The sequence below is a fragment of the Ruegeria sp. CI5 genome (assembly GCF_056536885.1).
This window is the reverse complement of record NZ_JBQFQN010000001.1, coordinates 402,907-429,634: the sequence shown is the minus strand read 5'-3', so window position 1 is coordinate 429,634 and position 26,728 is coordinate 402,907. Positions and strand designations below refer to the sequence as shown.

Below are 26,728 nucleotides of genomic sequence, written 5' to 3'. Positions count from 1 at the left end.
GAACCCTAGCCGCCCGCCGGTACCTGGCAAGACCTGCCGGCCCCGCTTACCGTGACGTCACACCGGGCAGGATGCACAGCAGCTCGAACAGCAGGTTGGCCGCCGTCAGCGCAGTGTTGCCCGACGGATCATAGGGCGGTGAGACCTCGACCAGGTCGCAGCCGACCACGTTCATGCCCCCCAGCGCGTGGATCAGCTGCAGCGCCTGCGGCGTGGTCAGTCCGCCGATCTCGGGCGTGCCGGTGCCGGGGGCGTAGGCTGGGTCCAGGCTGTCGATGTCGTAGGTGACATAAACCGGATGTTCGCCGATTTCCTTGCGGATCAACGCTCCGATTTGAGTCAGGTTTTGTTGCCACAACTCCCACGCAGGAAACTGCCGGAACCCCCAGCCCTTTGCCTCGGTGAAATCGCTGGCCGCATAGCCCGAGCCGCGGATACCGACCTGAAAGGTCCTGTCGGGCACGATCAGCCCCTCTTCATACGCGCGGCGGAAGACGGTTCCGTGGGTCTCACGCTCACCGAACATCTCGTCATTGACGTCGGCATGGGCGTCCACATGCACCAGGGCAACAGGCCCATGTTTTGCGGCAACGGCCCGCAGAATTGGCAATGTGATCGAATGATCGCCCCCCATCGCCACCGGGATCACGCCCTGCGCAAGGATCGCGTCATAGCTTTCCTTGATGATCCGAAGGCTGTCGGCCAGCGAGAAGGTGTTGATCGCCAGATCTCCGATATCGGCGATCTGGAGGCTGTCGAAAGGCGCGGCGAAGGTGGCCATGTTGTAGGGCCGGATCATCGCGCTTTCGGCGCGGATCTGCTTGGGGCCGAACCGGGTGCCCGACCGCCACGAGGTTCCGATATCCATCGGCACGCCCAGCACCGCCACGTCCAGCCCCGCCAGCGTATCGGCCGCGGGCAACCGCATGAAGGTGTTCGGCCCCGAAAACCGCGCCAGATCATTGCCGCTGATGGGTTGGTTGAATTGGCTCATGGCGTGCGCGCCCCCTGTCCCGTTGGTTCACCTGATACCGGCCATAGCAAAACCATGGCTAACCAATGGTTAAAGCCGCCCGTCTTTCGCCAGTTTGGTCCATCCCAGCAGGCAGATGATCTGGGTCGCCACATGCGCCCCCGCGATCGCCGTGGCGCCGGATGTATCGAACGGCGGAGACACCTCGACCACGTCGCCGCCCTTGATGTTGATCCCGGCAATGTCGCGCAGGATGATCTGCGCCTGGATCGAGCTGAGCCCGCCCCAGACTGGCGTGCCGGTGCCAGGGGCAAAGGCCGGGTCCAGCCCGTCGATGTCAAAGCTCAGATAGACCGGGCTGTCGCCCAGGATGCCCTTGATCTTCTGCGCCACGGCGGCTGGGCCGGATTCATAGACCTCGCGCGCGTCGATGATGTTGACGCCCAGCGTGTCCTCGTTGGTGGTGCGGATCCCGACCTGGACCGAGCGTTTCGGGTCCACGATTCCCGACTTCACCGCCTTGTAGAACATGGTGCCGTGGTCCACCCGGCTCATGTCGTCATCGGCCCAGGTGTCGGTATGGGCGTCGAACTGCAACAGCGACATCGGCCCGTATTTCTCGGCATAGGCCTTGAGGATCGGAAAGCTGATATAGTGGTCGCCCCCCAGCGTGACCGAGGCCACATCCGCCGCCAGAATGGTGCGGATATGGTTGGTCAGCGTGTCGGGAAAGGCGGGAATGTTGGCATAATCATAGGCCATGTCACCATAGTCGATGATCGCCAGCTCGCTGAGCGCATCGAAGGGCCAGCCATAGGGCGCATCGGGCGATTGCAGGGCGCTGGCCTCGCGGATCGCGCGCGGGCCCAGACGGGTGCCGGGGCGATTGGTCACCGCCTGATCAAACGGCACGCCGGTCACGGCGATATCCACGCCTTTCAGGTTCTTGGTGTAGAGCCGCCGTAGAAAGGATGTGGCCCCGCCAAAGGTGTTTTCATAACTCAACCCCTTCAGGTCGGGGTTGGTAAAGGCCTCATCGACCTGATTTTTTGCGTCTTCCAATGCCATTGTGGCCCGTTTCCTTCCTGATATTGACCGGACCGTCAGGTCAACGGCTGCGCCTTTTCGACGATGCGCGCAAAGAACGAGGCACCCACCTGTGCGATCTCGTCGTTGAAATTGTACTTGGGGTGATGCAGCCCCGGCCCGTCGCCCTGCCCCAGGAACAGATAGGCGCCCGGACGTTCCTGCAGCATGTACGAGAAGTCCTCGGCCCCCATCTCGCGCCCGGAGTTAGCAATCACCCGATCAGCACCTGCCACTTCGCGCGCCACCTCGGCGGCGAAACCGGTCTTGTCTGAATCGTTGACCGTGGCCGGATAGCCCACGACATAATCCAGCGTCGCCGTAACGCCGTAGGACGCCGCCTGCCCCTGCACGATTTCCTCAAGTCGGGTCATCACCATCTGCTGCACCGCCGGATCGAAGGTCCGGACGGTGCCGTTCAGATAGGCGGTGTCGGGGATCACGTTGTTCACGGTCCCGGTGTGGATCTGGGTGACCGAGATCACCAGATCGTCCAGCGCATAGTGGTTGCGGCTGACGATGGTCTGGATCGCCTGCGCGATTCCGCAGGCGGCCATGACTGGGTCGCGCGTGTCGTGCGGCATGGCACCGTGGCCACCCACGCCCTGAATGTGGATGTCGAACGTATCGACCGCCGCCATGATCGGCCCGGGCGTGGTATAGAATGCGCCCTCGGCAAAGCCCGGCGCATTGTGCAGCGCATAGACCTCGGCGATGTCGAACCGGTCCATCACGCCCTCTTTGACCATGATATCGGCGCCGCCTCCCTCTTCTTCGGCGGGTTGGAACAGCAAAGCCACGCGGCCCCGGAAATTCCGCGTCTCGGCCAGGTACCGCGCCGCGCCCAGCAGCATTGTGGTGTGCCCGTCATGCCCGCAGGCATGCATCTTGCCGGGATTCTTCGAGGCATAGTCCACACCCGTTTCTTCAGCGATCGGCAGCGCATCCATATCGGCGCGCAGCCCGATCGTGGGGCCATCGCCCTGCCCGTTGATGATCGCAACGATCCCGGTCTGGGCGATCCCTTCGTGCAGCTCGTCCACGCCGAATTCGCGCAGCCGTTCGGCCACAAAGGCGGCGGTCTGATGGCAGTCGAACTCCAGTTCCGGGATCGTGTGCAGGTGCTGGCGCCATTCGGCCATGTCGGCGGCGTAATCGGCAATTCGGTTGACGACGGGCATCGGGGGTGGACTCCTGATCCAAGCTGCGGGATGGATGCATCTGACACCGGAACAAGGGGCTTCGCAATGGCTGAAAATCCACTGATCCACGATACTGACGCCGGAATCGAGCGGCTGCTGGAAATCATGCGCCGCCTGCGTGACCCCGAAACCGGCTGCCCGTGGGACATCGAACAGGATTTCGCCACCATCGCCCCCTACACGATCGAAGAGGCCTACGAGGTCGCCGACGCCATCGAACGCCAAGCCTGGGACGAGCTCAAGGGCGAGCTGGGAGACCTGCTGTTCCAGTCGGTCTTTCACGCGCAGATGGCCGAAGAGGCTGGGCATTTCACCTTTCAAGACGTGGTGCGCACCATGTCGGACAAGATGGTCGACCGCCACCCGCATGTGTTCGGCGACGAGAGCCGCGACAAGTCCGCCGAACAGCAGACCCGCGACTGGGAGGCGATCAAGGCCGCCGAGCGCGCGGGCAAGGAACAAAAGGGCGCGCTGGACGGCGTGGCCGCCAACCTGCCCGCCTTGCTGCGCGCCTACAAGCTGCAGAAACGCGCCGCGCGGGTGGGTTTCGACTGGCCCGATGTCAGCCATGTGCTGGACAAGATCACCGAAGAGGCCGCCGAACTGGCCGAGGCGCGCGATAGCATGGACGCCGACGCGCTCGAGGACGAATTCGGCGACCTGCTCTTCGTGATGGTCAATCTCGGCCGCCATCTGGGCGTCGAGCCCGAGGCCGCGCTGCGCCGCACCAACGCCAAGTTCACCCGCCGGTTCGAACAGGTCGAAGCCCGGCTGGCCGCTCGTGGCAAGACGCCGTCAGACAGCACGCTGGAAGAGATGGACGCCCTGTGGGACGCGGTGAAAACCGAAGAACACCGCGCCAACGGCAAACTCCCGCCGCTCAAGGCCGCAAGCGACGCCTGAAACGGCTGGACAAGCCGGGCCGCGCTTGCCAGTGTCCGCCCTTCAAGACCCCGGAGACCCCATGACCGCGCGCAAGATCATCATCGACACCGACCCCGGACAGGACGACGCCGTCGCCATCCTGCTGGCCCTGGCCAGCCCCGAAGAGATCGAGGTGCTGGGCATCACCGCCGTCGCGGGCAACGTGCCCCTGCCCCTGACCGCGAGAAACGCCCGCATCGTCTGTGAACTGGCGGGCCGGACCGACGTGCCGGTCTATGCGGGATGCGACGCGCCGCTGAAACGCAAGCTGGTCACCGCCGAGCATGTGCATGGAAAGACCGGGCTGGACGGCCCGGTACTGCCCGACCCTCAGATGCCGTTGGCCGAGGGTCATGGCGTCGATTTCATCATCGACACGCTGCGCGCGCAGGACCCCGGCACCGTCACCCTCTGCCCGCTGGGGCCGCTGACGAACATCGCCACGGCCTTCCAGAAGGCCCCCGACATCATCGAACGGGTGCAGCAGATCGTGCTGATGGGCGGCGCCTATTTCCAGGTGGGCAACATCACCCCGGCTGCCGAATTCAACATTCATGTCGACCCCGAGGCCGCTGATATCGTGTTCAAATCCGGCGTGGACATCGTGGTGATGCCGCTGGACGTGACGCACAAGGCGCTGGTCACCAAACCGCGCAACGACGCCTTCCGTGCCCTTGGCACCAAGGTTGGCATTGCTGTCGCCGAAATGACTGAATTCTTTGAACGTTTCGACAAGGAAAAATACGGCAGCGACGGCGCGCCCCTGCACGATCCCTGCGTGACCGCCTACCTGATTCGGCCCGAGCTGTTCTCGGGCCGCCATGTGAACGTCGAGATCGAAACCCAGTCGGACCTCACGCTCGGCATGACCGTCGCCGACTGGTGGGGCGTCACCGACCGCAAGCCCAACGCGCTGTTCGTCGGAGACGTGGATGCCGACGGGTTCTTTGCCCTTCTGACCGAACGGCTGGCGCGGCTATGAGCGCCGCCCTGCGCCTTGCCCGCCCCGAGGACCTTGATCGGCTGATGGGCCTGGTCGCCGCCTTTCACGCCGAGGCCGGGATCGAACAGGACCCCGACCAAAGGCGCGATGCACTGACGCCGCTGCTGGAAGGCATCCCGCATGGCTGTATCTATCTGATCGGCCCGTCGCGCGCGCCGTTGGGCTACATCATCCTGACCTTCGGTTGGTCGGTCGAGTTCGGGGGGATGGACGGGTTCGTCGATGAAATCTACATCCGGCCCGCCATTCGCGGCCGCGGCATTGCCACTGAGGTTCTATTGGACTTGCCCAAAGCACTGGCCGGGGCCGGCCTGACGGCCCTGCATCTGGAAGTGGATCGAACCAACGAGGCCGCGCAGAAACTCTACCTTCGGACCGGTTTCAAACCGCGCGACCGCTACATGTTGATGAGCAAAAAGCTCTAGCGTGACTCACCGCGGAAGATCAGCCCGGGATTGTAGTACATCTCTTGCACCGGATCGTTCTGCGACACCGGCTCGCCGGTGATCGGGTAGGTGTCAGGCCCTGCGCAGGCCGCCAGAACCCCGACGGAAAGCACGGAAATAACGAGAAGGATTCTTGAAGCGGACATCACGTTCTCCTTTTCTGCTGTACCGTCAAGCTACGCCCGACAACGTCGCACTTGTAGGAACAAGTTCACACATAATCACATTTATGCTTGCATTTTTTCTTCCTGCCTGAATCAAACTCGGGCGTAAAGGGAGATTACCCTGCAATTCCATCGGGTTCGGCAGAGTCGTCCGCCAGTGACATTTCGAAGAACAACAGCTGGCCTTGGGCGATCTTGGGTATATCCGAATAGGCATCGCGCAGCTTGAACCCCAGCGACAGATACAGCCGAGTCGCCGCTTCCAGCGGTTTTCCGGTGTCCATCCGGATCATCTCAAACCCGTCTTTGCGGCACTGGGCAATCAGCGCCTGCATGATCGCACACCCCGCACCAGTGCCCCGAGCGTCATCGGTCACGAACACGCGCTTGATCTCGGCGATACCCGGACCGATCGTCTGAAACATCCCGCAGCCGACCGCCAGCCCGTCCAGCATCGCCAGCCGGGTCCCGCCCTTGGGAGGCATATGCTCGATTTCGATGGCGGACAGAACAGCTGCATATTTCTCGGGTGGATAGAACGTGTTCACGACCTGTCGCGACCGTTCATCCAGCGTCAGCAGGTAGGCGTGATAATCCCAACACAAACGCCGGACAGCATCGAACTGGTCCGGCGTTTTAGGTTCAACGATACTTAGCATGACGGACCCCCGGCCAATGTCGGGGGTCAGCCTAGCAGCTTGTGCCTTACTTGCGAAGGATCGAACGCCCCGCGTATTCGGCGACCTCGCCCAGCGTTTCCTCGATGCGGATCAGCTGGTTGTACTTGGCCAGCCGGTCCGACCGCGCCAGCGAGCCGGTTTTGATCTGACCGCAGTTGGTGGCCACGGCCAGATCGGCGATGGTGGCGTCCTCGGTCTCGCCCGAGCGGTGCGACATCACGTTGGTATAGCGGGCGCGGTGCGCCATATCCACGGCGCGCAGGGTCTCGGTCAGCGAACCGATCTGGTTCACCTTGACCAGCATCGAGTTGGCGCAGCCCTTCTCGATCCCTTCGGCCAGACGCGCGGGGTTGGTCACGAACAAGTCGTCACCTACCAGCTGCACCTTGCCGTCCAGCTCGTCGGTCAGCGCCTTCCAGCCGTCCCAGTCATCCTCGGACATGCCATCCTCGATCGAGATGATCGGATAGTCGTTCACCAGGGCTGCCAGATAGGCCACGTTCTCGTCGCTGCTGAGGGTCTTGCCCTCGCCCGACAGGACGTATTTGCCGTCCTTGTAATACTCGGTGGCGGCGCAATCCAGCGCCAGGTAGATCTCGTCACCCGGCTTGTAGCCCGCCTTCTCGATCGACTTGAGGATGAAATCCAGTGCCTCGCGGGTCGAGGCGATGTTGGGGGCAAACCCGCCCTCGTCGCCGACACCGGTGGCCAGCCCGGCGGCCGAAAGTTCCTTTTTCAGAGTGTGGAACACTTCCGAACCCATGCGCACCGCTTCGCGGATGTTGCTGGCGGCCACGGGCATGATCATGAATTCCTGGATGTCGATCGGGTTGTCGGCATGTTCGCCGCCATTGATGATGTTCATCATCGGCACCGGCAGAACCCGCGCCGAGGTGCCCCCCACGTAGCGATAGAGCGGCTGGGTGGTGAAATCCGCCGCCGCCTTGGCCACGGCCAGCGACACGCCCAGAATGGCGTTGGCGCCCAGGCGGCCCTTGTTCGGGGTGCCGTCCAGCTCGATCATGGCGGCGTCGATCGCCACCTGCTCGGTCGCGTCAAAGCCCACCAGCTCTTCGGCGATCTCGCCGTTCACGGCGGCCACGGCTTCGAGCACGCCCTTGCCCATGTAGCGGGACTTGTCGCCATCGCGCTTTTCCACCGCCTCATAGGCGCCGGTCGATGCGCCCGAAGGCACGGCGGCCCGGCCCATGGTGCCGTCTTCCAGAACCACGTCCACCTCGACGGTGGGGTTGCCCCGGCTGTCCAAGATTTCGCGTGCGTGGATGTCGATGATGGTGCTCATGATACCGGTCCCTGAAAATGCGTTCGGTTGCATGCCTCATACCAGCACGCGGGGAAAAGTAAACCGGGTCCGTTATCGCTAACACGCATATTTTCCGGCCTTTAGCGCCAACAGCGGCGTGTTTGCGCCAACAGGTCAGCAGACCGCCGGAGCCATGGCCCGCGCAATGCGCCGTTCGCGGATGAACGTGTACATGCCCGACCCGATGATCAGCGACGCGCCGATCATGGTCATCAGGTCCGGCCGTTCGCCGAACATCCACATCCCTGCCAGGATCGAGAACAGCAGACGCGTATAGCGGAACGGGGTCAGGGCCGAGGCCTCGCCCACGCGCATTGCGGTCACGATCCCCAGATAGCCTAGAACACCGAATCCAACGGCACCGAGATAGGGTCCGATCTGCCCCATCTGCAGCGGCGCCAGAGGCTGCGCCGAGGTCAGCATCAGCACGCCGCCGGCAATCGCGACTGCCGCATAGGCCTGCAGCGCCACCACGGCCGAGGCCACCCGCGCGTCCAGCCGACGGGTGATCAGGTCCCGCGCGGCAATGGCGATGACGCTGGCCACCACGAACAGAGCCTCGGGCCGAAACCCGTCCAGACCGGGGCGGATGATCATCAATACACCGATGAACCCGACACCGATTGCGCTCCAACGGCGCCAGCCGACCTGCTCGCGCAGGAAGAGTGCGGCCCCCATCGTGACCACCAGCGGCATCGCCTGGAACACGGCCGCAACGGTTGACAGGTCGACCATGGACAAGGCCGTGACAAAACTCAGCGCCCCGACCGCCTCGGTGCACGCGCGGATCACGAACAGCGGTTGCCAGGCGGCCGAGTCAAAGATCGGCTTGCGTGTCACGATGGCCATGGCGGCAAAGACTAGCGCGCAGAACAGCCCCAACACGATCATGACCTGACCGGTCGGCACGGTGACCGACAAATGCTTGATGAACATGTCCTCAAGCGTGAAGGCGGCCATAGCGCCGATGACCAGCAGGATGCCGTTCGCGTTGTTCATGTCATTGCCTATTGAATTCGGACGGCTTAATTGCCGCGTCGCAACGCAGAAGACCCGGATCGCGCCCCCGTGGCAAGCGCGAAGAGGGCTTGGAATCATGAATAGATTTTAGATGACCAATCGCTTTTGGTGATGTGTCCCGGCCGGATCAGTCCTTGTCCAGCGGAACTCCGTACAACTCCAGCCGATGACCTTTCAGGCGATAGCCCAGCTTCGAGGCGATCTTTTCCTGCAGGGCTTCGATCTCGGGGTCCACGAATTCAATCACCTCGCCCGAGTTCATGTCGATCAGGTGATCGTGGTGGTCGCGCTCGGCGTCCTCATAGCGCGCACGCCCGTCGCCGAATTCCAGCCGTTCGAGAATGCCGGCCTCTTCGAAAAGTTTGACGGTACGATAGACGGTTGCGATCGAAATGCCCGCATCCAGCGCCGAGGCGCGTGCGTACAGTTCCTCGACATCGGGATGATCATCACTGTCCTGCAGTACCTGCGCGATGGTTCGACGCTGGCCGGTCATGCGCAGGCCTTTGGCTTCGCAACGCGCGATGATCGTGTCCGCCATGTCATCCCCCAGAATCCGTTCGGGTTTCTGTCTTAGTACGTCCGCGCAGATTTCGCCACTGTGATTTGCGCCCGCTGCGCCTTAGCCCGCCAGCCGCAGATCGGCCCAGACCGGCAGGTGGTCCGAGGCGATATGCGCGGGCCGTTCCCCGTGCACGCCGTGGGCCAGCGCCTCGAGCCCACCGCCCAGCGCGATCCGGTCCAGCGCGCCCAGAGGCTGCGCGGCGGGAAAGCTGGGCACAGGCGGCAGGAACCGCATGTCGGGAGCCAGACGGTCAAGAATCGGTTGGCGTGACCATTCGTTGAAATCCCCTGCCCAGACGGTGGGCATCCGGTCCAGCGCGCGGCCGTCCTGCCGCAGGTGGATGATCTGCTGACGGCGCCACGCCGAGAACAGCCCCAGATGCATCCCCATCACCCGCAAAGGCCCGATATGGGTGTCGAACTCGACCCGGACCGCCCCGCGCGGCTCCAGCCCCGGCAGATCGTGATGCGCGGCGCAGCGCACCCGGATGTGGTCTCCCCGCCAGATCACCGCGTTGCCATGCCAGCCCAGACTGCCCGCACCGCCCAGATCGACGATCTTCCACCCGGCCTCGTCCAGCATGAAATGCGGCAGCGCCGCCGGGCGCGGCGGCAGGCGTTTGTCGGCCTCTTGAAGCACCACGATATCGGCGCCCAGCCGGTCCAGCACCTGCAGGATGCGCTGCGGCTGGCGTCGCAGGTCCAGTCCGACGCATTTCTGGATGTTGTAGCTGGCAAGGCGCAGCTTGGGCAAAGTGGTCATCGGTTTTCTACGGTTGTACCCCGTCAGGATTCGCAGGATCGCGCCTGGACGCAAGCCGATAGTTCAGCACAGATGCCAAAACCCGCTCAGGTCCCGCAAAAGGTGGCATGCACCACCTCGTCCTGCGTGGGCGGGCGTATCAGGTCGGCGGCGTCGGGCTGGTCGCCATAGGGCCGGGCCAGCACTGCATTCAGCCGGTGGAACGGGGCATAGTCGCCCTGAACGGCGGCCTGGATCATCTGTTCGACCCGGTGGTTGCGCGGGATGAAGGCGGGGTTGGCCGCGTGCATCACCGCGGCCGGGTCCGCCTCGCGCGTCAGTCGCGCGCGCCACCCCTCGGCCCAGCTGTCGAAAGCCGCTGGATCGGTGAACTGGTCCCGCGCCGCATCGCCGCCCAGCGCGCGGAAGGTATTGGTGAAATCGGCCTGACTCTGCGCCATCCGCGTCAGCAGGTGCGAGATCAGCGCAAGGTCGCCGTCCTCCTCGGTGGTCAGGCCGATCTTGGCCCGGAACCGGCGCAGCCAGTGCTGCTGCATCAATTCGGGCATGGCATGTACGATCTCGGTCGCCTCTTCCACGGCGGCCTGCTTGTCCTCGATCTGCTGGATCAGCGCCGTCGCAAGCTGTGCAAGGTTCCACACCGCAATCTCGGGCTGGTTGGAATAGGCATAGCGCCCCATCCGGTCGATCGAACTGTAGACGGTGTTCGGATGATAGCTGTCCATGAAGGCGCAGGGGCCATAGTCGATGGTTTCGCCCGAGATGGCGCAGTTGTCGGTGTTCATCACCCCGTGGATGAAGCCCACCGCCATCCACTGCGCGATCAGCGCGGCCTGCGCGTCACGCACGGCGCGCAGCAGGCCCATCGGCCCGACGGCGTCCGGGTAGTGGCGCGCGATGGCATAGTCGGTCAGCCGCTGCAGGTCGGCGATCTGGCCGCGTGCGGCGAACACCTGGAACGTGCCCACCCGCAGATGGCTTTGCGCAACGCGCGTCAGCACCGCGCCGGGCATCGGGCCCTCGCGCAGCACGACCTCGCCAGTTTCTACCGCCGCCAAGGCGCGCGTGGTGGGAATGCCCAGCGCATGCATCGCCTCGGACACGACATATTCGCGCAGAACCGGCCCCAGCCAGGCCCGCCCGTCCCCCTGTCGCGAAAACGGCGTGCGCCCCGAGCCCTTGAGCTGAATGTCGCGGCGGATCCCGTCCGTGCCCACCACCTCGCCCAACAGCACCGCGCGCCCGTCGCCCAGCTGCGGGTTGTAGTTGCCGAACTGGTGGCCGGAATACAGCTGCGCCAGCGGCTCGGCCCCGTCCGGCAGGGCATTGCCCGCAAACACTTGGGCCATGTCCTGCGCGTCACCGGGCGAAATGCCCAGCACCTGCGCCAGATCGTCATTGAAAGCCACCAGTCGCGGCGCGCGCACGGGTTCGGGCGACTGGCGCGCATAAAAGGCGCCGGGCAGCCGGGCATAGGAATTGTCGAAGGGGATCGTCAGGGTCATGGCGCAAACATATGATCTGTGCGCAGTATTGCCAGCACCAAATCCCATCGCCGTGAAAGGCCCGCCATGACCGCCGACCAGATCATCGACCACCTGCAACTGCAGCCCCACCCCGAAGGCGGCTGGTATGCCGAGACATGGCGCGCGGACAACAGCGGCCGCCCCACTGCGACCTGCATCCATTTCCTGCTGAAACAGGGCGAGGCCAGCCACTGGCACCGGGTCGATGCGACCGAGATCTGGCTGTTTCACGCCGGCGCGCCGCTGATCCTGTCGATCAGCGAAACCGATACCGGTCCTGCAAGCGATCACATGCTGTCCCCTGACCTGAGCGAGGGCGCGCCACAGGTCATCGTACCCGCCGGGCATTGGCAGGCCGCCCGCAGCACCGGGGACCACACGCTGGTCAGCTGCGTCGTCTCGCCCGGGTTCCAGTTCGACGGGTTCGAATTGGCGCCGCCGGAGTTCGACATTCCCCGGGGTTAAACCTCAAGCCCTGCCGAACCATGCTTGAACTTGCCCTGCCCGATGCGGCAAGGTTCGCTTGTGTATGATTGAGCAAGGACGAGGGCGCGATGCGGCTGATCAAGACTTTGGTGACCGTGGCCGTGATCCTCGGCCTGGGCGTGCTTGGGCTGCGGTTGGCCTTTCCTCTGCCCGAGACCAATTTCTCGGAGCAGACATACCGCCAGCCGGCGGATTGGACTGGTCCGCTGGGCCAAGCCATCGAGCCGGCGATGCAGCGCAACCCCGGACTGGACGGCGTCCGCCCTCTTGGTCAGGGGCATACCGCATTTGCCGCCCGCGCCATTCTCGCGCGTGAGGCGGTCTCGTCCATAGATGCCCAATACTATATCTGGCAGGATGACGTGACCGGCCTGATGTTGCTGGACGAATTGCGTGCGGCGGCGGAACGGGGCGTGCGCGTGCGCCTTCTGGTCGATGACAACGGCATCTCGGGGCTGGACCCGCTTCTGGCTGAACTGGATGCCATGCCAACGGCCCATGTCCGCATCTTCAACCCGTTCACGCTGCGCAATCCCAAGCTGCTGTCCTATGTGTTCGATTTCGGCCGGTTGAACCGCCGCATGCACAATAAGTCCATGACGGTGGACGGTGTGGCCACGATTGTCGGGGGCCGAAACATCGGCGACATCTATTTCGACTACGGGGCCGGGACGCATTATCTGGATGTCGATACCATCGCGATCGGTCCGATCGTGGACGAGGTGGCCGAGTCGTTCGATGCCTACTGGAACAGCGGCTCGGCCTATGATGCCGCGTTGTTCCTGCCCGCTGCGACCGCCCCAAGCCTGAAAGCACTGGCCGAGGCCGCGCGCCAGACCGCGGCCGGGGCCGGATACCAAAAGGCGATCCGCGACAATGAACTGGCCGACCGCATCGCCGCCCGCGATCTACCGTTCGAATGGAGCGCGGTCGAACTTTTTGTCGATGACCCGGCCAAGGGGCTTGGAGAGGTCGAGGACGAGAACCTCATGGTCGAGCGTCTCATCGCCTTAGCCGAAAACTCCGAGACTTCGCTGGATCTGGTCTCGGCCTATTTCATTCCCGGTCCCCGCGGGGCCGAGCTGCTCGAACGGTTGGCGTCATCCGGGGTCAAAGTCCGGGTCCTGACCAATTCACTGGATGCGACCGATGTGATGCCGGTTCATGCCGCCTACATGGCCTATCGCGACGACCTGCTGGCAAGCGGGGTTCAGTTGCTGGAGCTGCGCGCGTTGCGCGACGAGCACAAGGAACGCAGCCTGCCCGAAATTCTTGCAGGCTCCGCCTCGGGCCTGCATGCAAAGGTTTTTGGCTCGGATGGCAAACGGATCTTCATCGGCTCATACAATCTGGACCCGCGTTCGGCCCGGCTGAACACCGAGATGGGGCTGCTGATCGAGAGCCCCACGATCGCGACAGATCTGGCCCGGCAACTGGACACGCCGGAATTTGCCTATCGCGTCGAGATGGATGATGACGGTGGGCTGGTCTGGGTTCAGCAGACCAAGGACGGGACGACCACGACCTTTGAGACCGACCCGAACACCTCTCGGTTCCAGCGCGGCCTTGCCGCCGTCGTCAGGTGGCTGCCGGTCGAGTGGATGCTCTGACCACCGCCGGCGTCAGTTCAGGACCGCGGTCGACAGGTTCAGAACAGTCGCAAACGCCACCCATGCCAGATAGGGCACGAACGCCCATGCCGAAACGCGATCCACCGGGCGGACGTGTTTGATGAACAGAACAATCACCACCAGAAGCGACAGAATTACAGCCAATGCCAGCCAAGGCTGGTGCAGCACGAAGAATGCGGGCGACCACAGGAAGTTCAGGCCCAGCTGCGCCCACCACAGGCGCATTGCGGGCGATCCCCGGTCGCGTTCGAACTGCCGCCATCCCGCCATCGCAATCAGCACGTACAGAACCGTCCAGACCGGGCCGAACACCCAGCCCGGCGGGTTGAAGACCGGTTTGTTCAGGTTCGCGTACCACTCACCCGGCCCCGTCAGAGTGCCGATCAGTATGCCGCCACCCAGTACCAGAACCAGAAATGCGATACGTGTCAGTGTCTTGGTCATGCCGGTTCCATCCGCAGGTGCACTGCCGCTCAGCAGGTCCCGACCGGTATAGCCGCGCGGGCCGCCGACGAAAAGACACCACGCTGCGGGTTCTTCGCGCCTTCCAGAGAGACCGTCGCGCCCTGAATCTCGGCCCCCGACACGGTGATCTCGCGTCCGCCGCCCGTGTCATCCACGTCGATCGTAAAGGCGATTTCCGCACCGGGCGGCATGGCCCGGATGTCCAGATCGACCATCGACTGTCCGTCCTGAACCTGAGGCAACCCGTTCAGATACTCGGACCCCGAAACCATCTCAAACGGCTGAAACACTTCGACCCCTGCCCCCGCGCCAGTGATATCAAAGATCAGCCCGCCCTGCGACGAGGACAAATCCAGACGCACCGTTGCAGCAGACAGGCTGCAATCGCTGGCGTTGCGAAGAACGAAGCGGTCCTTTGGCGCTCCCTCGACGAACTCAACCTGCACATCAGCCATGGCGGGCACTGCGAGCATGAACGCGACGGCACAACCGGCCGCATTTTTGACAAGGGAACCGATCATCTTCATCTCCGGCGTTGTTGTGGCTACTGCTACGATTACGCCCGAGCGCCTTGGCAGGATCATTTTTCGCCGCGTTTCAGCGCGGTGCGCCCTGCGACACCCGGCTGACCGTGCCCCCGCCGACCAACGCCTTGACCCCGGTGGTGCCCGGGCAAGAGGTCGGCATTCCCCGCGCCACACGCACCGCCAGATAGGCAAAAGCCTGCGCCTCGAGCATGTCGCCATCCAGCCCCACGGCCTCGACCGGATCAACCGGGCAGTCCAGCGCCACGCGCAGCATCTCCATCAAAACCGGGTTCTTGCGCCCGCCGCCGGTGACCAGCACCCGGGCGGGCGGTTTGGGACAATGCTCCATCCCCTGCACTACCCCGGCGGCGCTCATGCCTGTCAGGGTGGCGACGGCGTCAGCGTCGCTCAATTCCTTCACCAGTCCGATCATCTCGGCGAAATCGTTGCGGTCCAGAGATTTGGGCGGCAGACGGTTGAAATAGGGCTCGGCCAGGAACAGCTCCAGCGCTCCGGTCTCGACTGTGCCCTGCCGGGCCAGCGCGCCGTCGCGGTCCATCGGCAGGCCCAGACGCGCCTGCACCAGGTCGTCGATCGGCGCATTGGCCGGGCCGGTGTCAAAGGCCAACAGCGCACCCGGCGCCTCGGGTCCGTCAAAGGACGGGTCCACATAGGTCAGGTTGCCGACACCGCCGAGGTTAAGAAAGCACAAGGGCGTCGTGGCCCCGACATATTTTGCGCAGGCAAAGTGGAAGAACGGCGCCAGCGGCGCGCCCTCGCCACCCATGGCCACGTCATCGCTCCGGAAATCCCAGACCACGGGCACACCCAGCGCGACCGCCAGCCCCTCGCCATCGCCCACCTGCAACGTGCCCTTGCCGCGCGGCTCATGCGCAAGGGTCTGGCCGTGAAAGCCGATCAGGTCCACGTCCTCGAATTCCGACAGCAGTTCGGCATGGGCGCGGGTCACCAGATCTTCGGCCGCGTGCACCTCGGGGCCGCTCCATTTTCCCAGCGCGGCGCGCAGCAGCTTGCGCTCGTCCTCGGTATAGGGCCGGTAGGCACTGTCGCCGAACCGCAGGATCTGCCGCCCGTCGGTTTCCACCACCGCCGCATCGACCCCATCGAGTGAGGTGCCCGACATGGCCCCCAGTGCCCGCACTGCCCCAACTTTGCCTCGGGCCTTATTCATGGCCTTTTCCTTCCCTCGTTCGCCGCCTATAACGTGCCCCGCAATTCAACCCCGAGGCAAGACATGACGTATCACCCCAAATCGGATTTCATCGCCACGATGATCGAGCGCGGCTTTCTGGCCGATTGCACCGATTATCAGGGCCTTGACGATGCTCTGACAAGCGGGGTGCAGACAGCCTATATCGGGTATGACGCCACCGCCCAATCCCTTCATGTCGGGCACCTGATGAACATCATGGTTCTGCGCTGGTTCCAGAAGCTGGGGCACAAGCCGATCACCCTGATGGGCGGCGGCACCACCAAGGTGGGCGATCCCTCTTTCCGCTCGGACGAACGCCCCCTGCTGGGCCCCGAGCAGATCGACGCCAACATCGCCGGCATGCAGAAGGTGTTCGACAAGTACCTGTCCTATGATGACAGCGACACCGGCGCGCTGATGCTGAACAACGCCGAATGGCTGGACGACCTGAACTACCTCGATTTCCTGCGGGACATCGGGCGGCATTTCTCGGTCAACCGGATGCTGTCCTTTGAATCGGTGAAATCGCGGCTGGACCGGGAACAATCCCTGTCGTTCCTCGAGTTCAACTACATGATCCTGCAGGCCTATGACTTTCTGGAGCTGAACCGTCGTTACAGCTGCATCCTGCAGATGGGTGGATCGGACCAGTGGGGCAACATCGTCAACGGCATCGACCTGACCCGACGCGTGCTGGATCATGAGATCTATGGCCTGACCACGCCCCTGCTGACCACCAGCGACGGGCGCAAGATGGGCAAAAGCCAGGGCGGCGCCATCTGGCTGAACGGCGACATGCTGTCGCCTTACGAGTTCTGGCAGTTCTGGCGCAACACCACCGACGCCGACGTGGGCCGCTTCTTGAAGATCTTCACCGAGCTTCCGGTGGACGAATGCGACCGAATGGGCGCGCTGCAGGGGTCCGAGATCAACGAGGCCAAGATCCGTCTGGCCAACGAGGTGACGACCCTGCTGCACGGGGCCGAGGCCGCGGCCAAGGCCGAGGCCACCGCGCGCGAAGTGTTCGAAAAGGGCGGTGTGGGCGGCGACCTGCCCACCCTGACCCTGACCGCCGAGGATCTGGGCGACGGCATCTCGGTCGTGCAGCTGATCGTGAAGTCGGGCCTGGCGAAATCGGGCAAGGAGGCCAAGCGCCTGATTTCGGAAAACGGCGCCCGTCTGGACGACGCACCGCTGACCGATGCGGGGCTGATGATCGACGCGGCGGCCTTGTCCTCGCCCATCAAGCTGAGCGCCGGCAAGAAACGGCACGCGCTGGTGCAGCTGGGCTGAACCGCCTGACCCCGAACACGACACACGACGGCCGCCCTTAGGCGGCCGTTTTTCTATCCGCGCTCGACCGAGCCCAGCGGCAGGTCCAGACCGGCCGGCGTCACAAACAATTCGATCTGATCGCGCGACAGCGCCCAATGATCGGCCGCCAGCTGCCCCGCCGCCGCCTCGTCACGCGCCTCGATCGCGGCGATGATGGCGTCATGCTGGGCGCAGGCCAGAGCCAGGCTTTCACCCATCCCGTCCTGATCGGGGCGGTAGAAGGTCATGCCGATACGCGCATGGTCGATCAGCAGCCGCTGAAACGACGGCAGCAGGTAGACATTCGCCGCCATCTCGCCGGTGATCTCGTGGAACTGGTTATTGGCCAGCGCGCGATCTTCGGCCGAGCCCGCCCGCAACGTTTTCCGAAAAGCCGCCTGCGCCGCCTTCAACCCGTCGATCTGGTCGCCCGTGGCGTTCTGCGCCGCCAGCCGCAGCACCGCGCCATAGATCATCGGCGCCACCAGGAAGAAATCGCGCAGCGTGGCATAGGACATCTGCGACACCCGCGCGCCCCGGTTTTCACGCAGTTCAAGATAGCCCTGCCCGGCCAGATGCCGGAACACTTCGCGCAGGGGCGTTCGCGACAGGCCGAACGCTTCGGACAGCTGCGCCTCGTCCAGGTCATCGCCGGGGCGCAGATTCAGCGTCATCACCGCCGCCTTCAGATGCGCGGCCAGCGCCGCCTTGCGGCTTTTCGTGTCGTCTTTCATCCCCAACCTTCGCTTTGGTCGAATCGCGACACCCAGGATGTCGCCCCTGCTCTTGCCCGATAAAATGCACCTTGTACACAATCAGCCTGACCGCCCGTGATAGACTGAGCGCATGACCCGCCCGCAACATTTCTGTTTCATCCTCGTTCCCGAGTTCTCGCACCTGGCCTTCTCCTGCGCGGTCGAGCCGCTGCGGATCGCCAACTGGGTCAGCGGCGAGGAACTGTACCGCTGGTCCTTCGCCTCGGAGGACGGCGCGCAGGCGGTGTGTTCGAACGGGTCCGTGACGCTGGTGCATGGTGGGCTGACGGACCTGCCGAAATGCGACCAGATTTTCGTTCTGTCAGGCATCCACATGCGCGATCACGTCAGCCGCCCCCTGCTGGCCGCGCTGCGCCGCGAACGGGCGCGCGGAACGGCCATCGGGGCGCTGTGTTCGGGCGCATGGCTGCTGGCCGAGGCCGGGTTCCTGAACGGGATGCAGGCGGCGATCCATTGGGAATATCACGACGCCTTCATGGAAGCTTTCCCGGACGTGAATCTGGTGCGCAGCGTCTTCGTGGCCGATGAAAAGCACATGACCGCCTCGGGCGGCACCGCAACGGCCGACCTGATGCTGCACCTGATCGAGCGCGACCACGGGCAGGACCTGTCGATCGCGGTGGCCGACCAGATGGTCTATAACGCCGTGCGCAACGCGACCGCCGATCAGCGTGTGTCGCTGCAATCGCGCAACGGCATGCGCAACGCGCATCTGGCCAAGGCGATCCAGATCATGGCCGACCGCATCAACGACCCGATCTCGCCGGCGGTGATCGCCGAACAGATCGGCATCTCGACCCGCCAGCTGGAACGGCTCTTCGGCAAATACCTCAACGCCTCGCCCAAGAAATACTTCATGGAACTGCGGCTGGACCGCGCGCGCAACCTGTTGTTGCAAACCGAATCCTCGGTCACCGACGTGGCCTTTGCCTGCGGCTTTGAAAGCCCGGGCCATTTTTCACGCGTGTACCGCGCCGCCTTTGGCGTCACCCCGATGCAGCAGCGCAGCCGGCTGGACTGAGTCACTGCCGACTGGACAGGACGGGCCATCTCGGATTATTTGAACGAACGTTCAGATCACTGGGGAGGAGCCCGCCATGCAATTGTCCACCACCGCTGCCGTCATCACCGGCGGCGCCTCGGGCCTCGGAGAGGCCACCGTCCGTTACTTTGCCGAGAACGGTGCGCAGATCACCATCCTCGACCGCGATGCCGAGCGTGGCGCGCAGGTCGCGGCCGAGATCGGCGGACATTTTGCCCAGACCGACGTGACGGACGAGAACTCGGTGGCCGCGGCCATTGCGCTGGCGATGGACAAGATGGGCAAGATCACCGCCTGCGTGAACTGTGCCGGCATCGCCTATGGCATCAAAACCGTCGGCAAGGACGGCCCGCATCCGCTGGACGCCTTTCAGCGCACCATCGACATCAACCTGGTGGGCACCTTCAACGTGTCGCGTCTGGCCGCCGCCGAGATGGCCAAGAACGCGCCCGAGTCATATGGCGCGCGTGGCGTGATCATCAACACCGCCTCGATTGCCGCGTTTGACGGACAGAAAGGTCAGGCGGCCTATGCGGCGTCCAAGGGCGGTGTCGTGGGCATGACCCTGCCAATGGCGCGCGATCTGGCCTCGACCGGGATCCGGGTCATGACCATCGCGCCCGGCATCTTCATGACGCCGATGCTGGCCGGCCTGCCCGAAGAGGTGCAGCAACAGCTGGCCGCCGACGTGCCCAACCCCGCCCGCTTGGGCGACCCGCGCGAATACGGCCGGCTGGCCGGGTTCATCGTCGAGATGGGCTATCTGAACGGCGAAGTCATCCGCATCGACGGCGCCCTGCGGATGCGCTGACATGACCGCATGGCGTGGGCAGAGCCGATCTGCCCGCGCCTTGGGTCGAGCCTGGCTAGGCCCCGGCCTCGGCCTTTTCTTCCAGTTCCAGCCATTCCTCCTCGGCGGCGGCCAGCTTCTCCTGCCGCTCGACAAGGGCCTCAGTCGCCTTCTGGAACTTCACCGGCTCGCGGGTGAACAGCTCGGGGTCCGACATCAGCTCCTCCAGCTTGGCGATCTCGGCTTCCAGCCGCGCGATCTCGGCGGGCAGCTTCTCGAGCCGGTGCTTTTCGGAAAAGGACAGGCCGGCTTTCGGCTTGGCTTCCTGCTTGACCTTCGGCTTGTTCTCTTTTGGTTTCTCAGTCTTTTTCTCGACCATATCGCCGCGCTGCGCGACATAGTCCGACCAGCCGCCTGCATAGACCGTCGCGCGGCCGTTGCCCTCCATGGCGATGGTCGTGGTCGCCACACGATCCAGGAAATCGCGGTCGTGGCTGACCAGCAGCACGGTGCCGTCATAGTCGTCCAGCAACTCCTGCAACAGGTCCAGCGTCTCGACATCCAGGTCGTTGGTCGGTTCGTCCAGCAACAGCAGGTTCGACGGTTTCGCCATCAGCTTCGCCAGCAGCAACCGCGCTTTTTCCCCGCCCGACAAGGACTTGACGGCCGCTCGTGCCTGCCGCTCGTCGAACAGGAATTCCTTGAGGTAACCCACGACATGCTTGGGCTGGCCGCGCACCATCACCTGATCGGCCTTGCCCGAGACGCGCATCTCGGGGTCGCCGGTCAGGCTGTCCCACAGGGTCATCTCGTGGTCCAGCTGCGCGCGGGTCTGGTCGAAGACCGCGATTTCCAGATTGGTGCCCAGGCTCACGGTGCCTTCATCCGGCGCGACCTCGCCCAGCAGCATCTTCAGAACGGTAGTCTTGCCAACGCCGTTCGGACCGACAAAGGCCACCCGGTCGCCGCGCTGTACCAGCAGGTCCAGGTTGCGCACGATGGGCTTGCCGTCGAATGCCTTGCTGAGACCGCGTGCCTCGATCACCTTGCGCCCCGATTTCGGACCGGAGTCCAAGGACATGGCCGCCGACCCCTGACGCTTGATCTGCGCGGCGCGTTCGGCCCGCAAGGCCTGCAGCGCCCGCACCCGGCCCTGGTTGCGCTTGCGGCGGGCGCTGATCCCTTCGACAGCCCAGCGGGATTCGGACTTGATCAGCCGGTCCAGCTTGTGGCGTTGCTGATCTTCCTCTTCCCAGATCTTGTCGCGCCAGGCCTCGAAGGCCTCGAACCCCTGCTCCTGCCGGCGCACCTCACCGCGGTCGATCCACAGTGTTGCCCGGGTCAGCGCCCGCAGGAACGCGCGGTCATGCGAGATCAGGACAAAGGCCGCCCGTGTCGCGCCCAGTTCACGTTCAAGCCAGCCGATGGCCTCGATGTCCAGATGGTTGGTCGGCTCGTCCAGCAGCATCAGGTCGGGGGCCTCGGCCATCAGCTTGGCCAGCGCCGCGCGCCGCCTTTCACCGCCCGAGGCGGTCTGAACCGCGCGCGAGGGGTCGAATTTCAACCCTTCCCCGGCCCGTTCCACCTTGTACAGCTCGCCGGGTTCAAGCCCGCTGGCCGCATAGTCGCCCAGCGTGGCAAAACCCTCCATCGTCGGGTCCTGCTCCATGTAGCCGACGGATTTGCCGGGCGGCACCACGATCTCGCCCCGGTCCGGTTCGACCAGACCGGCCATAACCTTCATCAGGGTGGATTTACCCGAGCCGTTCCGCCCGACCAGCGCAACGCGGTCGCCGGGCTGAACCACCAGGTCCAGGTCGGAAAACACCGGCTCTCCCCCGAAGGTCAGCGAGATACCGGACATCTGCAACAAAGGAATACGTGCCATAAGCGCCAGCTAAACCGGCAGACATTGGGCGTCAACGCCCCAGCCTCACCTTTTGACAGCAGCGCGGCTTCAGCCCGCGATCATCCGCAAGAGGCGTTTCCGCGCCGCGGGAATCGCACCGATCTCGACGCCGGTGAACACATGCAGCGTGTTCAACTGGCGATCCACCACCGCATGGTCGCTGACCCAACCGCCCATCATCAGATAGGTGCGCAGCAGCGGCGGCATTCGCAGCATGGCCTTTTTGGCATCCGGGCGTCGCCGCAGCCGCGCGGCAAAGCGAAACACGTCCGGCGCCTTGACCCGCGGCAACCAGCGTTTGGGCGCAAGGTGGCGATGTTTGAGCATCGCGAAGGCATCCAGGTATTCCGCAGTCTCAGTCCCTGCGAAGGACGAGCATCCAAACAGCAACTGGACGCCGTTGCGGTCGACGAAGGCCGTCATCGCGCCCCAGGCCACCCTCAGGATATCGGGGTCTGTCCAATCGGGATGGATGCAGAACCGCCCCATTTCCACCATGCGCCCATCAAAGCTCTGCAACGCGGAAAGGTCATAGAACTGGGCCGAATAACTCCGGCTGATTTCGCTGCCGCTGTCCATGACCAGCATCCGGAAACAGCAGACTAACTGGCCGCCTGCCTGCGAATCCTCGACCAGAACATGGGCGCAGGCAACATCGAAGTCGTCCTGATCCGTCTCGGCTGTTCGGAATGCAAGAGTACGAAGATTCTGGGCCGCCCGCACGTCCTCGGGACACCGCGCCAGGCGCGCGCGGTAGCGGCCCTTGTCCAGCAAAATATCATCGGCCATGGTCGCATCCTCCACGGTTTCTCACCGATTGCGATCTGCCTGATCCCATGCACCAATAGTGTGACCGCCGTGTGAAGCTTTCAACCTGCGGCCGGAAATTAGCTGGCCCCCGGGATGTTCGACGGGCTGAATTGGCCGATGTTGCCCAGCAGCTGCCGCAGGAAGCCTTTGTCCTGAACACTGGAGTCCGTCACACGGCGATCCAGCACGATGACATAGCCGTCTTCGAGACCGAATTTCTCGATATTGCGGACGACGCCACGCTGGTCAAAGCTGATCGCCACCAATTCGCGCGAGACGACCTCGGGGCGTTTGGGGCCATAGTGGCGAACGCGCGACGCCACATAATAGAAACCCGAATCCTTCAACACACCTGACGAGCTGGGCGCGCCAGCCTTTTCCAGAACCGTGTCGCGGGTATCGACGCCAACCTTGATCTCGGCCAGCTCTTCCGGGGTGGGGATATAGCCGTGTTTCTTGTAGACCGGGGTACAGGCAACAGCGGTGGCCAGAACAAGCGTGCAGGCAACCGCCCTGGACGCCGGTTTCAGCCTGTTCAGTACTTTCAACATGTTCACCCTCTTGCCTTGGTCCCTTGCGGCTTCTATCCGATTACAGAAACCCATGCCCCGGTTCAACACAGGAAAGGGTCACAATGTCCGACCTCTCAACATTGCGCGTCGCCGATCTGCCGCAAAACAGCCCGACCGCGTTCGAATTGCGCCCCCCTGCCCGGCAACTCGAGGAAATTCGTGATGCGTTGGGCCTGCTCGGGCTGCGCAAGCTGAGTTTTGTCGGCGAGCTGCGCGCGAAGGGCAAGCGTGATTGGGTGTTGACCGCCAAGCTGGGCGCAACCGTCATTCAGCCCTGCGTGGTGTCGCTGGACCCGGTCACGACCCGGATCGAGGCCCCGGTGCGGCGCGTTTTCTTGGCCAATTGGACCGAACCCGACGAACCCGAATTCGAAATGCCCGAAGATGACGAGACCGAAGCCTTGGGCCCGGAAATCGATCTGGACCAGGTGATGCGCGAGGCATTGTCCCTTGCGTTGCCCCAATACCCCCGGAAAGACGGTGCACATTTGGGCGGCGCGAACTATACCGAACCGGGCAAACAGGCGATGACCGACGAGGAAGCCAAACCCTTTGCCGGGCTGGCATCCCTGCGTGACGCACTGAAAAAAGACGAGTGACAGAGGATCGATTTCCTGTCATAGCAGGCGCTCAGAAAAATCGCTTGAACATGTCGAGAATCGCAGTATTTTCGCGCGCTCATCGGAATTTGGGTTGGACATCGCGGGGCTTGTTCCCTAAACGCACGTCACACCACGAGAAAACGAAGAATGAAACCCGGCCTGCAGCGAATCTGCTGGCCCTTAGTAGACAAAGGTTGAGACCATGGCCGTCCAACAGAACAAAGTTTCCAAGTCGCGTCGCAACAATCGCCGCGCACACGACGCTCTGGTTGCTGCAAACCCGAACGAATGCGCGAACTGCGGCGAGCTGAAGCGCCCGCACCACGTTTGTGCAGCCTGCGGCCACTATGACGACCGTGAAGTCGTCGCTCAGGCCGACGACATCGACCTGGACGAAGACGCGGCCTAAGCCTGATTGAACGCAGGTTCTGGCATGACAGCGCAGCCCACGCAGACCGGAAAGATCATCATCTCGGTTGACGCAATGGGCGGGGATTCAGGTCCCGGCGTGGTCGTGGCTGGAATCGCGAAGTCAGCAAAGAAGAACCCCGAGATCGGATTTCTTCTGCACGGCCCGGAAGATGTGCTGAGCAAGCTTGTATCGAAACGGCGTGTCCTCGACGGACGCGTCGTTTTTCGTGATTGCCCTGACGTGGTCACGATGCAGGACAAGCCCAGCCAAGTGGTGCGCAGCGGCAAGAACACCTCGATGTGGTCGGCGCTGGAATCGGTGCGTCAGGGCGAGGCCCATGGTGCCGTGTCCTGCGGCAATACCGGCGCGTTGATGGCGCTGTCGATGATGCGGCTGCGCAAACTGCCCGGTGTGAACCGCCCCGCCATCGCGATTCTGTGGCCATCCCGCAACCCTCAGGGCTTCAACGTCATGCTGGACGTGGGCGCGGATGTGCGGGCCGACGCCAAGGATCTGCTGCAGTTTGCGCTGATGGGCGCTTCTTATGCGCGCAACGGCATGGAACTGACCCGCCCGCGTATCGGGCTGCTGAACGTCGGCACCGAAGAGCACAAAGGCCGCGCCGAACTCAAGGAAGCCCATGCCCTGATCACCGAATTCGCGGATCAGGCAAACTTTGATTTCGTGGGCTTCGTGGAAGGCAGCGACATTCCAGGCGACAAAGCGGATGTCATTGTTACGGATGGGTTTACCGGAAACGTCGCCATCAAGACCGGAGAAGGCACGGCCAGCCTGATCGGTGACCTGCTGCGCGAGGCCTTCAAGTATTCGCCCCTATCGCGCCTGGCCTCGGTTCTGGCCATCACCTCGCTGCAGCGATTGAAGAAACGCATCGACCCGCGCCGCGTCAACGGCGGGGTCTTTCTGGGCCTGAATGGCACTGTCATCAAATCCCACGGAGGCGCCGACGCCACCGGCGTGTCGGCCGCGATCAAGCTGGCTTTCACCCTGGCCAAGTCCGGCTTTGCGGAAAAATTGGCAGCACGGGTTGCATCCACGGCTGAGCTTGAACAAGATGCGGCGCAATCTGCGCTGCAGAGCAAATAAGAACAAAGAAGGCAGTACCCCAGATGGCAGGCCGTTCAGTCGTTGTAGGTGTCGGGCATTACCTGCCCAAGCGGGTGGTTCCGAACTCCGAATTCGAAAAGACACTTGATACGACCGATGAATGGATTCGCACCCGTTCCGGTATCGAGCGTCGGCACTTTGCGGCCGAAGACGAAACCACGTCCGATCTGGCAACCTATGCGGCCAAAGCCGCTCTGCAGGACGCCGGTCTGACAGGCGATGACATTGACGCAATCGTTTTGGCGACCTCGACCGCGGATCTGACGTTCCCGTCGGCCGCCACAATGGTTCAAGCCAATCTGGGCATGACCCGAGGGTTTGCCTTTGATGTTCAGGCCGTCTGCGCCGGTTTCGTGTTTGCGCTGAGCAACGCCAACGCCCTGATCCTTTCGGGTCAGGCCAAGCGGGTGCTGGTGATCGGCGCTGAAACTTTTTCGCGGATCATGGACTGGACCGACAGATCGACTTGCGTGTTGTTCGGGGATGGGGCCGGTGCTCTCGTGCTCGAGGCGCAGGACGGTGCCGGAACAAGCGATGATCGGGGTATCTTGTCCACGGATCTGCATTCGGACGGACGTTACAAGGACCTTCTGTACGTGGACGGCGGGGTGTCGACGCAATCGACAGGCCATCTTCGGATGCAGGGCAACCAGGTGTTCCGCCATGCGGTCGAAAAGCTCACCGCTACGGCCGAAACCGCCCTGGAGCGCGCCGGACTGAACAGCCAGGACGTCGACTGGATCGTGCCGCATCAGGCCAATATCCGCATCATTCAGGGCACCGCAAAGAAGATGGGCCTGCCCATGGATCACGTCGTAGTGACCGTTCAGGACCACGGAAACACATCGGCCGCCTCGATTCCCCTGGCCCTGTCGGTGGGCAAGGAACGGGGCCAGATCAAGCAAGGTGATTTGATCGTGACCGAGGCGATTGGCGGCGGATTGGCATGGGGCTCGGTGGTCCTGCGCTGGTAACCGGCGCATTCCGGCTTACACAGCCGCCCGCAATTCATTGATATTGACAGCGAATTTGCGCTACCCCTATGCTCGAAAATCAATAGGGGAAATGTCATGGGCGATAATACACTGACGCGAATGGATCTGAGCGAAGCCGTGTTTCGCGAAGTTGGGCTGTCACGCAACGAAAGTGCACAGCTTGTCGAAAGCATTCTGAACCACATGTCGGACGCGCTGGTGCGTGGCGAACAGGTCAAGATTTCGTCCTTCGGCACTTTCAGCGTTCGTGACAAATCAGCCCGTATTGGACGCAACCCGAAAACCGGTGAAGAGGTTCCGATCCAGCCGCGCCGCGTGCTGACTTTCCGCCCGTCGCATCTGATGAAGGATCGCGTCGCCGCCGGGAATCGCAAGTAAACC

Annotated in this window: 30 protein-coding genes; 13 read left to right on the top strand and 17 right to left on the bottom strand. The window is 63.4% G+C overall.

Annotated features, from left to right (window positions below; translation table 11 throughout):
- Positions 1-46: 46 nt before the first annotated feature.
- The 3 genes from speB (ACR0BA_RS02170) to ACR0BA_RS02160 form a co-directional block, all read right to left on the bottom strand.
- On the bottom strand, positions 47-994 hold the full coding sequence (gene speB, locus ACR0BA_RS02170) for an agmatinase (protein WP_480726238.1): 948 nt from the start codon (positions 992-994) through the stop codon (positions 47-49).
- 69 nt (positions 995-1,063) lie between these two features.
- Positions 1,064-2,041 (bottom strand): agmatinase, encoded by a 978-nt coding sequence (gene speB / locus ACR0BA_RS02165; RefSeq protein ID WP_480726236.1) that lies wholly within the window; start codon positions 2,039-2,041, stop codon positions 1,064-1,066.
- Between the two features lie 35 nt (positions 2,042-2,076).
- Positions 2,077-3,240, bottom strand: a complete 1,164-nt coding sequence (locus ACR0BA_RS02160; protein ID WP_480726234.1) for a M20 aminoacylase family protein — start codon at positions 3,238-3,240, stop codon at positions 2,077-2,079.
- 66 nt (positions 3,241-3,306) lie between these two features.
- Between ACR0BA_RS02160 and mazG the strand changes: the two genes are divergently transcribed.
- The 3 genes from mazG (at position 3,307) to ACR0BA_RS02145 (ending at position 5,613) form a co-directional block, all read left to right on the top strand.
- On the top strand, positions 3,307-4,164 hold the full coding sequence (mazG, locus tag ACR0BA_RS02155; RefSeq protein WP_480726232.1) for a nucleoside triphosphate pyrophosphohydrolase: 858 nt from the start codon (positions 3,307-3,309) through the stop codon (positions 4,162-4,164).
- Between the two features lie 61 nt (positions 4,165-4,225).
- The gene (locus tag ACR0BA_RS02150; protein WP_480726230.1) at positions 4,226-5,167 is read left to right on the top strand and encodes a nucleoside hydrolase; all 942 of its coding nucleotides are present in this window, start codon (positions 4,226-4,228) and stop codon (positions 5,165-5,167) included.
- Entirely contained in the window at positions 5,164-5,613 is a 450-nt protein-coding gene (locus ACR0BA_RS02145) for a GNAT family N-acetyltransferase (protein WP_170358922.1), read from the top strand. The genes ACR0BA_RS02150 and ACR0BA_RS02145 overlap by 4 nt, the downstream gene beginning before the upstream one ends.
- Here ACR0BA_RS02145 and ACR0BA_RS02140 read toward each other — a convergent pair.
- From ACR0BA_RS02140 to ACR0BA_RS02110, 7 genes are all read right to left on the bottom strand, one after another.
- Complete coding sequence (locus ACR0BA_RS02140; protein WP_170338259.1) at positions 5,610-5,780, bottom strand: hypothetical protein; 171 nt, start codon at positions 5,778-5,780, stop codon at positions 5,610-5,612. The two genes, ACR0BA_RS02145 and ACR0BA_RS02140, sit on opposite strands and share 4 nt — an antisense overlap.
- 134 nt (positions 5,781-5,914) lie before the next feature.
- Complete coding sequence (locus tag ACR0BA_RS02135) at positions 5,915-6,457, bottom strand: GNAT family N-acetyltransferase (protein ID WP_480726228.1); 543 nt, start codon at positions 6,455-6,457, stop codon at positions 5,915-5,917.
- Positions 6,458-6,503: 46 nt separating this feature from the next.
- Positions 6,504-7,781 carry a phosphopyruvate hydratase gene (eno, locus tag ACR0BA_RS02130; RefSeq protein ID WP_170366178.1) on the bottom strand — a complete coding sequence of 426 codons (1,278 nt, stop codon included), beginning with the start codon at positions 7,779-7,781 and terminating at the stop codon, positions 6,504-6,506.
- Between the two features lie 135 nt (positions 7,782-7,916).
- Positions 7,917-8,801 (bottom strand): DMT family transporter, encoded by an 885-nt coding sequence (locus ACR0BA_RS02125; protein WP_480726226.1) that lies wholly within the window; start codon positions 8,799-8,801, stop codon positions 7,917-7,919.
- 148 nt (positions 8,802-8,949) lie between these two features.
- Positions 8,950-9,363 (bottom strand): Fur family transcriptional regulator, encoded by a 414-nt coding sequence (locus ACR0BA_RS02120; RefSeq protein ID WP_093962302.1) that lies wholly within the window; start codon positions 9,361-9,363, stop codon positions 8,950-8,952.
- 81 nt (positions 9,364-9,444) lie between these two features.
- Positions 9,445-10,149, bottom strand: coding sequence for an endonuclease/exonuclease/phosphatase family protein (locus ACR0BA_RS02115; protein ID WP_170358914.1), 705 nt, complete (start codon positions 10,147-10,149; stop codon positions 9,445-9,447).
- Between the two features lie 86 nt (positions 10,150-10,235).
- Positions 10,236-11,654 (bottom strand): protein adenylyltransferase SelO, encoded by a 1,419-nt coding sequence (locus ACR0BA_RS02110; RefSeq protein ID WP_480726224.1) that lies wholly within the window; start codon positions 11,652-11,654, stop codon positions 10,236-10,238.
- Positions 11,655-11,720: 66 nt separating this feature from the next.
- Between ACR0BA_RS02110 and ACR0BA_RS02105 the strand changes: the two genes are divergently transcribed.
- Positions 11,721-12,140 carry a cupin domain-containing protein gene (locus ACR0BA_RS02105; protein ID WP_480726222.1) on the top strand — a complete coding sequence of 140 codons (420 nt, stop codon included), beginning with the start codon at positions 11,721-11,723 and terminating at the stop codon, positions 12,138-12,140.
- 89 nt (positions 12,141-12,229) lie between these two features.
- Positions 12,230-13,771, top strand: a complete 1,542-nt coding sequence (locus ACR0BA_RS02100; RefSeq protein WP_170340036.1) for a phospholipase D family protein — start codon at positions 12,230-12,232, stop codon at positions 13,769-13,771.
- Positions 13,772-13,783: 12 nt separating this feature from the next.
- Here ACR0BA_RS02100 and ACR0BA_RS02095 read toward each other — a convergent pair whose 3' ends face one another.
- From ACR0BA_RS02095 to ACR0BA_RS02085, 3 genes are all read right to left on the bottom strand, one after another.
- A complete protein-coding gene (locus tag ACR0BA_RS02095; RefSeq protein ID WP_170372407.1) occupies positions 13,784-14,236 on the bottom strand; it encodes a TspO/MBR family protein in 453 nt (150 codons plus the stop codon).
- A gap of 29 nt (positions 14,237-14,265) precedes the next feature.
- Positions 14,266-14,778 (bottom strand): aggregation factor core, encoded by a 513-nt coding sequence (locus ACR0BA_RS02090; protein ID WP_480726220.1) that lies wholly within the window; start codon positions 14,776-14,778, stop codon positions 14,266-14,268.
- 76 nt (positions 14,779-14,854) lie between these two features.
- Positions 14,855-15,976, bottom strand: a complete 1,122-nt coding sequence (locus ACR0BA_RS02085) for an anhydro-N-acetylmuramic acid kinase (RefSeq protein ID WP_480726218.1) — start codon at positions 15,974-15,976, stop codon at positions 14,855-14,857.
- A 63-nt stretch (positions 15,977-16,039) separates the two neighbouring features.
- On the opposite strand from ACR0BA_RS02085, the gene tyrS reads away from it, so the two are divergent.
- On the top strand, positions 16,040-17,290 hold the full coding sequence (gene tyrS, locus ACR0BA_RS02080) for a tyrosine--tRNA ligase (protein ID WP_170366196.1): 1,251 nt from the start codon (positions 16,040-16,042) through the stop codon (positions 17,288-17,290).
- Positions 17,291-17,343: 53 nt separating this feature from the next.
- Here tyrS and ACR0BA_RS02075 read toward each other — a convergent pair whose 3' ends face one another.
- Positions 17,344-18,045, bottom strand: coding sequence for a GntR family transcriptional regulator (locus ACR0BA_RS02075; protein WP_480726216.1), 702 nt, complete (start codon positions 18,043-18,045; stop codon positions 17,344-17,346).
- Positions 18,046-18,157: 112 nt separating this feature from the next.
- On the opposite strand from ACR0BA_RS02075, the gene ACR0BA_RS02070 reads away from it, so the two are divergent.
- Positions 18,158-19,108, top strand: coding sequence for a GlxA family transcriptional regulator (locus ACR0BA_RS02070; RefSeq protein WP_170363296.1), 951 nt, complete (start codon positions 18,158-18,160; stop codon positions 19,106-19,108).
- Between the two features lie 76 nt (positions 19,109-19,184).
- Positions 19,185-19,940, top strand: coding sequence for a 3-hydroxyacyl-CoA dehydrogenase (locus tag ACR0BA_RS02065; protein ID WP_480726214.1), 756 nt, complete (start codon positions 19,185-19,187; stop codon positions 19,938-19,940).
- Positions 19,941-19,995: 55 nt separating this feature from the next.
- Here ACR0BA_RS02065 and ACR0BA_RS02060 read toward each other — a convergent pair whose 3' ends face one another.
- The 3 genes from ACR0BA_RS02060 to ACR0BA_RS02050 form a co-directional block, all read right to left on the bottom strand.
- The gene (locus ACR0BA_RS02060) at positions 19,996-21,807 is read right to left on the bottom strand and encodes an ABC-F family ATP-binding cassette domain-containing protein (protein WP_480726213.1); all 1,812 of its coding nucleotides are present in this window, start codon (positions 21,805-21,807) and stop codon (positions 19,996-19,998) included.
- A 69-nt stretch (positions 21,808-21,876) separates the two neighbouring features.
- Entirely contained in the window at positions 21,877-22,617 is a 741-nt protein-coding gene (locus tag ACR0BA_RS02055; protein ID WP_480726211.1) for a GNAT family N-acetyltransferase, read from the bottom strand.
- 98 nt (positions 22,618-22,715) lie between these two features.
- Complete coding sequence (locus ACR0BA_RS02050) at positions 22,716-23,189, bottom strand: outer membrane protein assembly factor BamE (protein ID WP_093962985.1); 474 nt, start codon at positions 23,187-23,189, stop codon at positions 22,716-22,718.
- A gap of 83 nt (positions 23,190-23,272) precedes the next feature.
- Here ACR0BA_RS02050 and ACR0BA_RS02045 point away from each other — a divergent pair, with 83 nt between their 5' ends.
- From ACR0BA_RS02045 to ihfA, 5 genes are all read left to right on the top strand, one after another.
- Positions 23,273-23,809 (top strand): YceD family protein, encoded by a 537-nt coding sequence (locus ACR0BA_RS02045; RefSeq protein WP_480726209.1) that lies wholly within the window; start codon positions 23,273-23,275, stop codon positions 23,807-23,809.
- Positions 23,810-24,014: 205 nt separating this feature from the next.
- On the top strand, positions 24,015-24,221 hold the full coding sequence (gene rpmF, locus ACR0BA_RS02040) for a 50S ribosomal protein L32 (protein WP_093962313.1): 207 nt from the start codon (positions 24,015-24,017) through the stop codon (positions 24,219-24,221).
- A 24-nt stretch (positions 24,222-24,245) separates the two neighbouring features.
- Positions 24,246-25,331: a phosphate acyltransferase PlsX gene (gene plsX, locus ACR0BA_RS02035; RefSeq protein ID WP_170449740.1), complete on the top strand. Its 1,086-nt coding sequence runs from the start codon at positions 24,246-24,248 to the stop codon at positions 25,329-25,331.
- Between the two features lie 23 nt (positions 25,332-25,354).
- Entirely contained in the window at positions 25,355-26,326 is a 972-nt protein-coding gene (locus tag ACR0BA_RS02030; RefSeq protein WP_480726207.1) for a beta-ketoacyl-ACP synthase III, read from the top strand.
- A 96-nt stretch (positions 26,327-26,422) separates the two neighbouring features.
- Entirely contained in the window at positions 26,423-26,725 is a 303-nt protein-coding gene (ihfA, locus tag ACR0BA_RS02025; protein ID WP_093962316.1) for an integration host factor subunit alpha, read from the top strand.
- Positions 26,726-26,728 lie beyond the last annotated feature (3 nt).